Source organism: Microbacterium sp. cx-55, from assembly GCF_021117345.1.
Classification (GTDB): Bacteria; Actinomycetota; Actinomycetes; order Actinomycetales; family Microbacteriaceae; genus Microbacterium.
Map to the genome: position 1 here is coordinate 519166 of NZ_CP088261.1, position 12677 is coordinate 531842.

At 68.2% G+C, this 12677-nt stretch carries 14 protein-coding genes; 5 read left to right on the forward strand and 9 right to left on the reverse strand.

The window, feature by feature from the left end:
• Positions 1–46: 46 nt before the first annotated feature.
• A complete protein-coding gene (locus tag LQ938_RS02495; RefSeq protein WP_223722482.1) occupies positions 47–487 on the forward strand; it encodes a DUF488 domain-containing protein in 441 nt (146 codons plus the stop codon).
• Here the strand turns inward: LQ938_RS02495 and LQ938_RS02500 are convergent.
• Together LQ938_RS02500 and LQ938_RS02505 are read right to left on the reverse strand one after the other, a co-directional pair.
• Positions 484–1218 carry a hypothetical protein gene (locus LQ938_RS02500; protein ID WP_223722483.1) on the reverse strand — a complete coding sequence of 245 codons (735 nt, stop codon included), beginning with the start codon at positions 1216–1218 and terminating at the stop codon, positions 484–486. The two genes, LQ938_RS02495 and LQ938_RS02500, sit on opposite strands and share 4 nt — an antisense overlap.
• Before the next feature lie 225 nt (positions 1219–1443).
• Entirely contained in the window at positions 1444–2532 is a 1089-nt protein-coding gene (locus LQ938_RS02505; RefSeq protein WP_223722484.1) for a hypothetical protein, read from the reverse strand.
• Positions 2533–2600: 68 nt separating this feature from the next.
• Between LQ938_RS02505 and LQ938_RS02510 the strand changes: the two genes are divergently transcribed.
• Together LQ938_RS02510 and LQ938_RS02515 are read left to right on the forward strand one after the other, a co-directional pair.
• The gene (locus tag LQ938_RS02510) at positions 2601–3359 is read left to right on the forward strand and encodes a LysM peptidoglycan-binding domain-containing protein (RefSeq protein ID WP_223722485.1); all 759 of its coding nucleotides are present in this window, start codon (positions 2601–2603) and stop codon (positions 3357–3359) included.
• 410 nt (positions 3360–3769) lie between these two features.
• Positions 3770–4024 carry a hypothetical protein gene (locus LQ938_RS02515; protein WP_223722486.1) on the forward strand — a complete coding sequence of 85 codons (255 nt, stop codon included), beginning with the start codon at positions 3770–3772 and terminating at the stop codon, positions 4022–4024.
• 123 nt (positions 4025–4147) lie between these two features.
• Here LQ938_RS02515 and LQ938_RS02520 read toward each other — a convergent pair whose 3' ends face one another.
• Entirely contained in the window at positions 4148–4984 is an 837-nt protein-coding gene (locus LQ938_RS02520) for an alpha/beta fold hydrolase (RefSeq protein ID WP_223722487.1), read from the reverse strand.
• Positions 4985–5463: 479 nt separating this feature from the next.
• Here LQ938_RS02520 and LQ938_RS02525 point away from each other — a divergent pair, with 479 nt between their 5' ends.
• Both LQ938_RS02525 and LQ938_RS02530 read left to right on the forward strand, forming a co-directional pair.
• A complete protein-coding gene (locus LQ938_RS02525) occupies positions 5464–5703 on the forward strand; it encodes a hypothetical protein (RefSeq protein ID WP_223722488.1) in 240 nt (79 codons plus the stop codon).
• Between the two features lie 42 nt (positions 5704–5745).
• Positions 5746–6576 carry a Cof-type HAD-IIB family hydrolase gene (locus LQ938_RS02530; protein WP_269216564.1) on the forward strand — a complete coding sequence of 277 codons (831 nt, stop codon included), beginning with the start codon at positions 5746–5748 and terminating at the stop codon, positions 6574–6576.
• Between the two features lie 73 nt (positions 6577–6649).
• On the opposite strand, the gene LQ938_RS02535 is transcribed toward LQ938_RS02530, so the two are convergent.
• The 6 genes from LQ938_RS02535 to LQ938_RS02560 form a co-directional block, all read right to left on the reverse strand.
• Entirely contained in the window at positions 6650–7531 is an 882-nt protein-coding gene (locus tag LQ938_RS02535; RefSeq protein ID WP_223722489.1) for a DUF1295 domain-containing protein, read from the reverse strand.
• Positions 7532–7590: 59 nt separating this feature from the next.
• Positions 7591–9396 carry an AMP-dependent synthetase/ligase gene (locus LQ938_RS02540; protein ID WP_223722490.1) on the reverse strand — a complete coding sequence of 602 codons (1806 nt, stop codon included), beginning with the start codon at positions 9394–9396 and terminating at the stop codon, positions 7591–7593.
• 166 nt (positions 9397–9562) lie between these two features.
• Positions 9563–11161, reverse strand: coding sequence for a hypothetical protein (locus tag LQ938_RS02545; RefSeq protein ID WP_223722491.1), 1599 nt, complete (start codon positions 11159–11161; stop codon positions 9563–9565).
• On the reverse strand, positions 11143–11946 hold the full coding sequence (locus LQ938_RS02550; RefSeq protein WP_223722492.1) for an ABC transporter ATP-binding protein: 804 nt from the start codon (positions 11944–11946) through the stop codon (positions 11143–11145). Before LQ938_RS02550 ends, LQ938_RS02545 begins: the two co-directional genes overlap by 19 nt.
• A 59-nt stretch (positions 11947–12005) precedes the next feature.
• Positions 12006–12230, reverse strand: a complete 225-nt coding sequence (locus LQ938_RS02555; protein ID WP_223722493.1) for a hypothetical protein — start codon at positions 12228–12230, stop codon at positions 12006–12008.
• A 37-nt stretch (positions 12231–12267) separates the two neighbouring features.
• Positions 12268–12675 (reverse strand): VOC family protein, encoded by a 408-nt coding sequence (locus tag LQ938_RS02560; RefSeq protein ID WP_223722494.1) that lies wholly within the window; start codon positions 12673–12675, stop codon positions 12268–12270.
• Positions 12676–12677: the final 2 nt, after the last annotated feature.

Sequence of the window (12677 nt, forward strand, 5' to 3'; positions counted from 1 at the left end):
GTGTCGCGTAGCCCAGCACCGCCTGCGTCATCGGAAGGAACGAGACGTGAGCATCGAAGGAATCGGATACGAGGGGCAGACCGTCGACGCTCTAGTCTCGAAGCTGCGTATTCGCGGAGTGGCGACGCTCGTCGACGTGCGACTTAACGCGATCTCTCGCAAACGTGGATTCAGCAAGCGCGCTCTCGCGGCCGCTCTCGCGGAGGCGGGCATCGCGTACGTCCACATGCCGGTGCTGGGCAACCAGCGCGACAACCGCGCTGGATATGGCGAGCTCGACTCCCCGCTCGCCCGTCAGGTCCGCGAAAGGTTCACAGCGGAACTCGAAGCACAGGGCGCAAGGAAGGCTCTGGAGGAGCTGGCCGATCTCGCTCGAACGGGGCCCGTCGCGGTCTTCTGCTACGAAGCGGACGAGCAGCACTGCCACCGCGAGCAGGTGCTCGAGCAGGTGCGGGGGATCCTCGATCGCGATCTCGTCTCGCGCTAGAAGAGTGCCGGCTGGGGAGCGACGGCGTCTTCTGCCTTCGGCCAGTACACGCCCAACACGCTGAACTTGCCGCGGCGGGCCGCGAGTTCGAAGTTGCCCATGTAGAACCCCGTCCGCCGGTCCGAGGCGAACATCTGATCCAGGAACTTCTCTGTCACGCCAGCCTTGACGTCCTTCCCGTCGTGGCGGAGCCGGTTCTGCAGGGCCGTCAGTTCCCAGTCGAGGATTCGGCCCTGGTGTCCACGACAGGTTGTGCTCTCGCAGCGGTAGCGGTAGCGAACCTTGAACGCTGGCTCCTTCAACACGGAGGGTATGGAGCCGCTCATTGGAATGAGGGCCGTTGACTCCTTGAGAATGCGGTCCTGCATCTTCGCGAGTTGTTCCGGCGTCCACTTCGGGTGAGGCTCGAACTCGAGTCGGTCCACGTCGGCTGGGTAAACGAGTCCTAGGGACGTCGCCGCCGGGTCTGCGGATGCGGCGGTCATTAGCTCGCAGGTCGTGGTCACCGGGAGGCGGCCGATCACCTGGTGGCGCGACTTGCCTGGCCGGAGGTGGTTGATCTTGTGCCACGAGTCCTGGGCGGGGGAGTAGCTCTCCGTCCGGGTGTCGGAGTCTCGGCGGCGCACTTCGAGTTCGATGACGTCGTACTTCGCGAATTGAGACTCGCCGTCGAGCCATCGAAACGCGATCGGATAGAGGCGAATCCAGGTCAGCAGTCCCGATCGTGTCACGAGGCAAAGCGGCCGTGGAAGCCGCATTCGGCATGCGCCAAAGGACCCACAACAAGCGACCCGCCGCCCTCGAAAAGGCACTCATCGCCAGCTCGCATCGTCACCGCAGTTGCCTGCTCCGACACCTCAGCACCGTCCGGATCCAGATCCGCCCGTTCACACCCGGTCTCGCCGCGCCCAAGAACAGCGTGCTAATCAACCGTCGACCGCAGCCCGACTGAGACTTCAGTCCACGCTGCACTGAGACGAGAGCTGCATGTGAATAAGTCCATCGATCGTCGTGGAGTCGCGGATGCTCATCTTCTCCACCGGCAACGCGTCGCTGTAGCGGATGTCCTCTTGCATGGCTTGGTCTGGGGAGTAGCCCTCGGCATCCCAAACTTGGAGGATTCGTGCCAGCGAGGAGCCGTTATCCGCGGTCGCAAATGTGAACCCGAGCCCACTTCGGGAACCGTCCTCCCCGCACGCGGTCGCCACTACTGAGAGCTCAGCGGGGTCGAGCAGCCCCCCTGAAGAGTCGCGCACCGGGCCGACCGCTGCCTCCAATGACGCCGCGATCATGTTCTGGAGGCCCGCTCGTGCCTCATCCGCGTCGTAGGTCGGCGTTGCGGGGGCTGGAGGGATAGGCGTACGTGCGCCTGTGCTGACCCCGCAAGAAAGCGTGCGGTCGGTGAGCTTCGGGACCGTGAACGCAGGGTCGCCGTCGGCGGACACCGGCGTTGCCGAGTAGTCGACGGCGAAGCTGTACCAGACGTCGAGTGAATCGCCCGTATCGACCACGGTATACGCGCCGTCCGCGAAGGGGTGGTAACCGTCATCAGCGGTGAACTGGTCGACGGCGGTGACCAGCAGACCATCCCGCCGGTACACAGTCCCCCACGCCGCGAAAAGAAACGACTCCTCTTCGACTACGTATCCGGTTTCACAGCCCGCGGCCACCAGCGGCACGACGGTTGCCGAGGAAGTGAGTATCCACATGGCCCCGGTTAGCGCGGTGGCACCGATGGCTACGATGCGGGCAGGAATGAGCAGGAGGAGCCAAGCCCTACCTACTGGAATGACGCACAGTCCGACTGAGAGAGCGGCGAGAGCGATGCCAAGCGCAAGAGCGGCGAGTCGGTCCGAATCGAGAGTGCCGATTAGCACAGAGGTCTCGCCATCCGATGCTGTAGAGACGAGCAACAGCATCGCGAGCGCGGCGGTGGCGCACAGAAGGCTCGCTCCGGCGACCAAGAGACCGATGCGTCGACCTCTGCGCGGCAGCGGCGGCGGGTTGCCCTCAGCCGCAATTGCTGTCACAGGTGCAGTCGACACACTTAGAGAGTACGAGAAGCGCAGACCGAACCTGTCGCGGCCTCAATCGAATCCGCTACGGTCATGTCATGAAGCTCGCTGGCAAGGTCACTGCGGGGATCGCAGTTCTCGTCGTGGGCGGGCTCGTCGTCTTGGCTGCACCAGCCGTTGCTGCCGTGCATGGTGAGCTGTCGTCATGGAGGGTCTTCGCTCCAGTTGAAGAGGAAGAACCTGAGGTTGCGTCGGCAGACGACCCACTCGGCGAAAAGATGATCGACGAGCTGGGCGACGATTACGTGTACGTCGGGGGTGGGACCGCCATTCCGAAGGACAGTCCGCCCGGCTGCGATGAGCCCGCCTGGATGCATCTCGGTGCGATGAGTGCGAGCCTCAGCGGTAATCTCATCGACCGCGGCGCAAGCGACTTCGCGGCGGGGACCGTAGGCCTAGGTGAAGAAGGTCAGATCCTCACGTACACCGTGGAGGCCGGTGACGCGCTGTATTCGATCGGTGACAGATTCTGTATTGCGAATGCTCTGACGATCGCCACCCTCAATCACACTCGAACGATTCAACCTGGCGAGGTGCTTCTGCTCGCCCCAGACAGCTCCATCCCCTGGATCCCGTATTTCAACCCGGCTGACGCCCCCGCTGGTTATCAGCAGATCCCATATCAGCTGGCTGTCGAAGCGATGAGTTCCGCCGCGCAAGCGGGCGACGTCGGCGCGATGCGCGAGATCTTCGAAGGCGAGCTATCCGCGCTGTTCCCCAACTCAGCCGACGCTGACCTGATCGCCGATGCGCTCGAGACTGGCGATCTCAAAGTGCTGCGCCAGATGTTTGCATAGTCGACGGCAAGACGATTGTCGTCGGCTCCTCGCGGTGCCGAGCGCGAGTCTGCTTCCCAGGTCCAAGGTGCGCGCAGAGTCCACTCCGCGGATCCAAGCTTCGATGACGAACTACAGGTCTAATGGCGCGCGACCGCGCCGGGCGATTGGCGCCTCAGTTGCAGGTGCCGCGAGTTCCTCCAGACTCAGCCACAACATCGTTGACACAAACTACTGATGGCTTGTCATTGGACATCCATCCGCGTCGGTCCCGCGCAGCGGCCGAGGCCGTTCACGTGGTCCGTGGGCCCGCGAGAGTCCTAAGTGGCTGCGAAACCGGTCCGTAGATCTCCATCTAGCGAAGGAGGCCCAGCCAAGATGCTCCTCCTAACCTGGGAGACATGGACGACTTTCTTGGCTGGGGTGCGATCGTGGTTGTGCTCGCCATCCCGATCGTCTTCGGGGTGGTGGGAATCGCAACGCGCCGGCGCCATCGTGCAGGCGACGCTGGCGCGCCCTCATCCGCCGGTTTGCTCGGCTTTGATGAGCTCTTCCACCCGTCCGCTCACAACGCGCGGATCGCGTGGGAAGCCGAGCAGATGATTCCTGTCCCGGCACCGACGCCCGACAAGGGGCCGGGGGTCATCGACGGCGACAACAGGATCGTGATCGAGATCTCCGAATGATGCAGTCGTCGGACGACTGGCCTCGCTATCGCCAGAGCACATCTGCTCCGCGGAGGCCGGACACACGACACGGCGCACCCGGGATGTTCCCGGATGCGCCGTGTCGTGGTGCGGTCGGCGTGCTTACGCCTGGATGAAGGCGAGCAGGTCGGGGTTGATGACGTCGGCGTGCGTGGTCAGCATCCCGTGCGGGTATCCCTCGTAGATCTTGAGCGTCGCGTTCGGGAGGAGCTCGGCCTGCTTGAGGGCGGCGTCCTTGTACGGAACGACCTGGTCGTCGTCGCCCTGCGTGACCAGAACCGGCACGGTGATCGCCTTCAGATCTTCGGTCTGGTCGGTCTCGGAGAACGCCCTGATGCCCTCGTAGTGGGCCAGCGCGCTACCGGTCATGCCCTGACGCCACCAATTGTCGACGACCGGCTGCGAGAGCGTCACGCCGGGCCGATTGAAGCCGTAGAAGGGCCCCGAGGCGACGGCGACGTAGAACTCGGCGCGGTTCGCGGCCAGCGCGCTGCGGAATCCGTCGAAGACCGAGACCGGGGTTCCGTCGGGGTTCGCGTCGGTCTGCACCATGAGCGGCGGCACGGAGGAGACGAGGATCGCCTTCGCGACACGGCCCTGCGGCTCGCCGTACTTCGCGACGTAGCGCGCGACCTGCCCGCCCCCGGTGGAGTGCCCGATGTGGATGACGTTGCGGAGATCGAGGTGCTCGACGACCGCTGATGCGTCGCTGGCGTAGTGGTCCATGTCGTGGCCGGTACCGATCTGCGACGAACGACCGTGACCGCGGCGGTCGCTGGCGACGACGCGGTAGCCCTTCGAGAGGAAGAAGAGCATCTGGGCGTCCCAGTCGTCGGAAGACAGCGGCCATCCGTGGTGGAACATGATCGGCTGGGCGTCGGTGCTGCCCCAGTCCTTGTAGAAGATTTCTGCGCCATCTTCTGTGGTCACAAACGGCATGATCGACCTCCGAGTTCGTCTCGCGCCGAGTCGTGCTCGGAACGATTCCTGGGAAATTCGCTCCTCGACGAATGCGAGGCGCGCGATCACCGTAACGCGGTGGGGGCGGCCCGGTCCCGGCTACGGGCGAAGTCCCGACACCTGTTCAGTCGCGTTCGTTCCGATGTCGATTTCTCGGCGGATGCCGGTGCTGCCGAGTGACCGCCCCGCGAGCGGGGTGGGGGTGGGTTCGCGCTCGAGCGCGGGGCGGGGCGTGCTCAAGTGGCGCAATCCGTCGCCCCCGGATGCGGATCGCGACACGTGAGCGGGATGGGGGTGGGTTCAGGTGGCGCAATCTGTCGGGTCGGGGCGCGGATTGTGACACGTGAGCGGGGTGGGGCGGGTTCGCGCTCGAGCGCGGGGCGGGGCGTGCTCAAGTGGCGCAATCTGTCGCCCCCGGATGCGGATCGCGACACGTGAGCGGGGTGGGGGCGGCATTCATGATCGGACCGCTGGCCCAGTTCTGGCTGATCCCGTACATGAACACGGATGCGGGGCGAAACGCCTGGGGGTGGCTGCTGGGTGACGGCGAGGCACGGGGGATCGCGCTGGTGTTCGTGCTCGCGAGCCTCGTGATGCTCGTGCTCGTTCTGCTCGCCCTGATGTCGCCGCCGTACCGACGGCTGTCACGGTCGTACGCGAGTGCCGCGCCGCCCCTCCCGGCGGAGGTCCCGGCCTGAGCCGCGGCGGAGCAGGCGCCCCGGGCGGGGGAGGATGGAGGGGTGACCGCATCCGCATCCGTTCCCGTGCTCGCTGACCGACTCGACCTGCGGCTCGTCGCCGTCGACATGGACGGCACTCTGCTCGACGAACACGGCCAGGTGCCCGAGGGGCTGTGGCCGATGCTCGACCGGCTGCGAGAGCGCGGCATCCTCTTCGCCCCCGCCAGTGGCCGCCAGTACGCGACGTTGCGGCGAGAGTTCGGCGCCCACGGCGATGACATGGTGTTCATCGCCGAGAACGGAACGTACGTCGTGCAGCACGACGAGGAGATCAGCTCGGATGTGCTCGCGCCCCCGGTCGTCGCCGACGTCCTCGCGGCAGCCCGCGCGCTCACGGTCGACGCCGGCGTCGTGCTGTGCGGCAAGCGTTCGGCGTACATCGAACGGACGGATGCCGCGTTCCGCGCCGAAGCCGACCGCTACTACGCCGAACTCGCCCCGGTGTCGGACCTCGGCGCCGTCGACGACGACATCATCAAGATCGCGGTCTTCGTGTTCGGCAACGCCGAGACCGAGGTGGCGCCGGAACTCGAGCGCTTCCGCAGCTCGCTGCAGGTCGTCGTGTCGGGTGAGCACTGGGTGGACGTGATGAGCACGGGCATCAACAAGGGCGAGGCGCTCGGGCGACTGCAGACCGCCCTCGGGGTGACCGCGGCGCAGACCGTCGTCTTCGGCGACTACCTCAACGATCTCGAGATGATGGATGCGGCTGAGCACTCCTACGCGATGGCGAACGCGCACCCCGAGGTCGCGGCGCGAGCCCGCCATCGTGCCCCGTCGAACCGCGACCACGGCGTCATCCGCGTGCTCGAGCAGCTGCTCGATCGCTGACCCGGGCCGCATTCGCGCGACCGACTCGCCCCGCGCTGACCCGGCCCGCGATCGCGCCCCGCGGGGCGCCCGCTCAGGCGCTCCGAGACAGGCGCGGGAGAAGCACGGGAGTGCGCCGCTTGTACGCCTGATAGTCGTCGTCGCCACCCCACTTTCGCTCGGCCTTCGCCTCGAGCAGGGGGATGCCGCTGACCCGGGTGAGCAGCAGGATCACGAAGAGCGGCGAGATGACGGCGATCCACTGCCAGCCCGACAGCACCGGCGCGGCGACGAGGAACACCCCGATCCAGAGCACGATCTCGCCGAAGTAGTTGGGGTGCCGCGACCGGGACCACAGGCCCGACGCGATGAATCGCCCGGAGTGGGCGGGATCCGCGGTGAAGGCGTTCTTCTGCGCGTCGGCGATGACCTCGATCGTCATGCCGAGCACCCAGACGAGCACTCCCACGATCGTGAGCCAGCCGATCGGCTCGCGTGCGGTGCCGCTCATCGCGATCCAGGCGGCGGATGCGGTGAGGCTCACCCATGCGCCCTGGATCACCCAGACCTGCAGGAACCGCACCGGATCGCCCTTGATGTCATCGAAGCGGTCGTCGGCGCCCGAGCGGCGGATGCGCAGGAACAGGAACGAGCCGAGCCGTACCGCCCACAGCGTCACCATCGCGGCGAGGATTCCGCTCCGCACGTCGGCGCCGGGCGAAAGCACGAACAGCCCGATCGAGATGAGCGTGAAGGTCACGGCGCCGGTGAGATCGAAGAAACGCTCCGTGCGCGCGATCACCGACGGGATGTAGACGAGAACCTGGATGCCGAACGCGGCGGCGACGGCGATCGCGAAGAGCGGGATGCCGCCGAGCGTGGCGCCGCTCGCACTGCCCGCGAGGGCGACGAGGGCGCCGATGACGAGGGCGACGACGATGGTCGCGATCGAGGTGCGGGTCTTCTTGGTTGCCATCCGTCGGAGGCCTTTCGGTGCAGAGGAGTGCGATTCGGATGCGGACGCGGTCCGCGGGGTCAGCGGTAGAGGTTCTCGATCGACGAGGCCGCGCGGGCGAGCACCGCACGGCGCTTGATCTTGAGCGTCTGGGTGACGAGCTCGGTGTCATCGAGGTCGGCGAGCACGATCGCGAAGCGTCGCACTTGCTCGCTGCGCGAGACCCGCGCGTTCGCGCTGTCGACGATCCCGCGCAGATGCGCGCGGAGACGCGTGTCGGTCACCTCGGTGAGAACGCCCGCCGCATCCCGCTCGAGCGCACTGCCCGCCGCATCCGCCCACGTACCGGCGGCAGCGGGGTCGAGCACGAGGAGCGCGGAAAGGTACGAGCGGCCTTCGCCGATCATCACCGCGTGGGCGACGAGCGGGCTCGCTTCGACGGCGCGTTCCCAGACGCTCGGCACGACGGTCTTGCCGTTGCTCGTGACGATCACGTCTTTCAGGCGACCCTCGAGCACGACCCGGCCCTCTGCGTCGAGGCGACCGAGGTCGCCGGTGCGGAAGAACCCGTCGACGAAGGCGTCGGCCGTGTCCGCGGGATCGCGGTAGCCCGCGAACACGCCCACGCCGCGCGCGAGGATCTCGCCCTCGGCGGAGATACGCACGGTCGACCCGGGGAGCGGGCGGCCGACCGTGCCGGAGCGGATGTCGCGGGGCAGGTTGCCGGTGAGGGGCGCGGTCGTCTCGGTCAGCCCGTATCCCTCGATGACGGGAACGCCGATGCCGCGGAAGAACAGCGACAGCTCGGGGTCGAGAGCCGCGCCGCCGGAGAGCACGTAGTCGACTCGGCCGCCCATCACGGCGCGCAGCCTCCGGAAGAACAACCGGTCGAAAAGGGCGCGGCGGGCGCGCACCGAGAGGCGCGCAGGCGCGCGGTCCTCGGCGGCGGAGCCCGCGGTGACGGCCGTGGACACCGCGGCAGCCCACACCCGGCCGAGCCGCGCGTCGGCGGCTTTCTGCGCCGCCGCGGCCTGGATCTTCTCGAGCACGCGCGGCACGGCGACGAGGAACGTGGGGCGGATGGTGCCGAGCGTCTCGACGACGCGGGTCGTGTCGGAGAGGTGGGCGATCCGCATCCCGCTCGCGAGGCAGATGAGCTGCAGCCCGCGGGCCAGCACGTGGGCGAGGGGCAGGAAGATGATCGTGTTGCCGCCGGGATGCACGACCTCGCGGTAGGCGGCCGCGATGTTCAGCACCTGGCCGACGAAGTTGCGGTGGGTGAGGATCGCGCCCTTCGGCTCGCCGGTAGTACCGGACGTGTAGACGATGGTCGCCGGAGCATCGAGGTCGGCGTGAATGCGTCGCCGCTCGAGTTCGTCGTCATCGACCTCCGCGCCGCGAGTCGCGAGCAGGGCGACGCCGTCCGCCGCATCCATCGACCAGGCGCCGAGCCCCCCGGTGCCGGTCTGAGCGAACGCCTCGCGGAGCACGTCGATCTGGGCCGCGCCTCCGATCGCCAGGCGCACCCGGGCGTCGCGCACGATCGCGGCCACCTGGGCCAGTGACGAGGTCTCGTACACGGGCACGACGACGCCCCCCGCGAACCACGAAGCGAGATCGGCGACCGCCCAGGCGTACCGGGTGGGAGCCATGATCGCGATCGCGTCGCCCGGCGCGATGCCCGTGGCGATCAATCCCTTCGCGAGTTGCCGCACCTCGGCGAGGAACTCCGCGGTGGTGACCGGATGCCACGGCGCGGCGGGGTCCGCATCCGGCACCTCGAAAGCCACGTGCTCGGGTGCCATCGCGGCGCGCTCGATGAGCAGATCGGTCACATTGCGCCGGTCGTCGATATCGACGAGTGGTTCGGTGGTGTGCTCCTGCATAGCGCGGGTGGTCCTTCCTGCCGTGATCTGCCGTGCGCGCTGCGGTGACGACAGCGGGGGCGCACGCGGAAGCAGCCGCTTCCGCCCCGGAGCACGATCGGCTCGGGCGCCCGAAAGGTCTTCGGAGCGGTCGGCTCAGCGGATGGCAGGAGGATGCAGCGGAGGGTTACGCGTTCTTGAATGCGCGCAGGCGCGCTAGCAGCGCGGGAGCGTTGCGATCGAAGGAGCGACCGCCGAGGAACACCCCGCCCACCGCGAATACGGCGCCGAGACCGAACCCGGCGACCAGCGCGACCCAACCGAACAGCGCCTGTCCGGTGGCCGCGGCGAGGATGGCGGGCACGAGCGAGGGGAGCCCGAGCACACCGATTCCGAGCCAGATGCCGAGCATCGTCAGGCCGGCGAGGGCGTTCGTGCCGGGGACCCGCTTGAACGGGCTGTCGCCGGGCGCCGGAACCGGCACCACGATGTACGCCGACGTGACCGCGCTGACGCCGTATCCGGTGAGCAGAAGCCCGATGCTCGCACCGAGCACCGGCGGCAGCAGCTCCCAACGCCCCGACAGCCCCGTCGCGAGCAGGTCGATGGCGATGATCAGCGGCACGCCGATCGCGCTGGCGGCGAGGATCCGTCCGGCGCGGTCTTGACGGCCCCGGATGCCGGTGGTCAGCACCGTGGCGAACGCCGTGCCGTCGTACGACACGTCCGCGTAGGGCACGACCCCGAGGATGAACGCGACGAGCACCCCGGAGAATGCGAACAGCGGACTCGTCACGTCGCCGCCCGAGTAGAACAGCATGAGCAGCGGGAAGATCGGCACGACCAGCAGCTGCCGGAGGTAGCGCGGATCGTGCAGCCAGTAGGTCTGCGCGCGCGCCCAGGTGGCGCCGGTCGGGCTCGTCCGCATCCGCCCGAACCAGCCGAGCTTTCCGGACTTCACGGTCGCGGCGCTCCGGTGCGAGGGCGAGGTCAGCGCGGTGACGAGGCTGAGCCGCCAGAGCAGCCACAGTGCCACGAGGGTGGCGATCGCGATGAGCAGCTTGCCGAGCGCCGGCAGAAGAGCTCCGGCGGCGAGATCGCCGGGCACGGCCCAGACTGCGGCGAGCGGCGTCCACGAGAGTGTCGCGACGAACCCGCTGATCCGGCCGAGGGGGTCAGGTCCTGCCGTGACGCCCGCCTCGACGAGGTTCAGGATGCCGAGGGTGAGGGGGCCGGCGAGCAGGATCACGAGGAACGCGGCCCCGCCGATCAGCTCTCGCGTGCGCCGGTTGCCGCCGGCTCCGCTCGTGAGCGCGGCCACCAGGCGCGACGCGACGACGACCGTGAGCAGGCCCAGCGGAACGCACAGCACGGCGGCGGCTGCGGCGGCCGGCCAGCGGAAGTACGCCAGGAAGATGCCGAGCGCGCCCACGGTCGTGGCCAGGCCGGGAACGCCGGTCAGCCCGGCGAGGGTCAGGGCGCGCATCAGCTGACCGGTCGTGATGGGGAAGGGCGCGAGCTTGGCGGGATCGAGCGTCGTGTCGACACCGGCGATGAACAGCGGGCCGAGCGTCCACCCCAGGAGGAGCACGGCCCCGGCGATCGTCACGACGAGGCGACTCGCATCCAGTCCGGCGAAGCCGACCGCGAACAGGCCCGCCCAGACGAGCGCGAGCATGCCGAGCGCACCGAGGGTGCCGAGGATGAAGCCGACGAGCTGCCAGGGGCTCGAGGCGAGCGTGTTGCCGAGGACGCGGAACCGGATCCTCAGGAGAGTCGCAACCACTCGGGGCCTTCCGTGTGGTGGCGGCCGCCGACGAGTTCGACGAAGCGATCCTGCAGGGTGTTCGCCCCGCGCACCTCGTCGACGGTTCCGGCCGCGAGCACGCGCCCGCCGGCGATGACGGCGACGTGATCGCACATGCGCTGCACGAGGTCCATCGAGTGGCTGGAGACGATGACGGTTCCGCCGCTGCTCGTGTAGCTGCGGAGCACGTCCTCGATGTTCGCCGCAGAGACCGGGTCGACCGATTCGAAGGGCTCGTCGAGGACGAGGATGCGGGGCGCGTGCACGAGCGCGCAGGCGAGGGCCACCTTCTTGGTCATGCCGGCGGAGTAGTCGACGACGGGGGTGCCCGCGGCCTGACCGAGATCCATCAGCGCCAGAAGATCCGCGGTGCGACCGGCGAGCTGGTCGCGCGGGACGCCGAACATCATGCCCGTGTAGGTGATGAGCTGCTCGCCGGTCAGCCGGTCGAAGAGCCGTACGCCGTCGGCGAGGTTGCCGATCATGGCCTTCGCGGCGACCGGGTCGCGCCAGACATCCACTCCGTGCAGGACCGCCGCACCCGCGTCGGGGCGGAGAAGTCCGGTCGCCATGGACAGGGTGGTCGTCTTTCCGGCGCCGTTCGGGCCGACGAGTCCGTAGAACGACCCGGTCGGCACGTCCAGATCGAGCTGGTCGACCGCGACCTTCTCGCCGAACCGTTTGAGGAGACCGCGCAGCTGCAGCGCGGGCCCTGCGGCGGAGGGGACATCGATCGGAGGAATCGCGGCTGCCGGTGTCGTCACGGCCTCATCCTAGGAGGTCGCCGCGACCGGGATCCAGATTCCTCGCCCGGGCGACGCCGTTACAGCTGTGCGCCGTCGTCGTCGCGATCGTAGATTCCGACGTTGCGCCCGCGCCACGACTCGTAGGCGATCACCCAGCCGACCGAGACCGCGGCGGCGATCAGGAGGCCGACCCACACGCTCCCGAGGGCGAGGCCGACGAACACCCCGACCGCGAAGAGGAGGACGGTGCCGAGGGCCCATGTGGTGCGGCCACGCGGCCAGCCGGTTCCGGATGCGCTCATGGACTCAGGCTAGGGGACCGCGTCCGGATGCGGCGCATCACGCGTCGGCCGCCACCATCCACGGGATCCCGAAACGGTCGATGAGCATGCCGAACTTTCCGCCCCACGGCGGGATCTCGTACGGCAGCGTCACCGTTCCGTCTGCGGCGAGCCCGTCCCACGCGGCCTGCAGGGCCTCGCTGTCGTTGCCCGAAAGCGAAACCGAGACGCCCGCGGCCGCCTGATACGGCATGCCGGGCGGGGTGTCCGACGCCATCAGGACCAGGCCGCCCGGGGTGGTGAGCTGCGCGTGCATGACCAGATGCATGTCATCGGGCGAGATGCCCATCTCCTCGTAGCCCTCGAACGTGTCGATCACGAGGTCCCCACCCAGAACGGACTGGTAGAACTCCATCGCGGCACGGGTCTCGGCCTGGAACGACAGGTACGGATTGAGGCGCAACATGG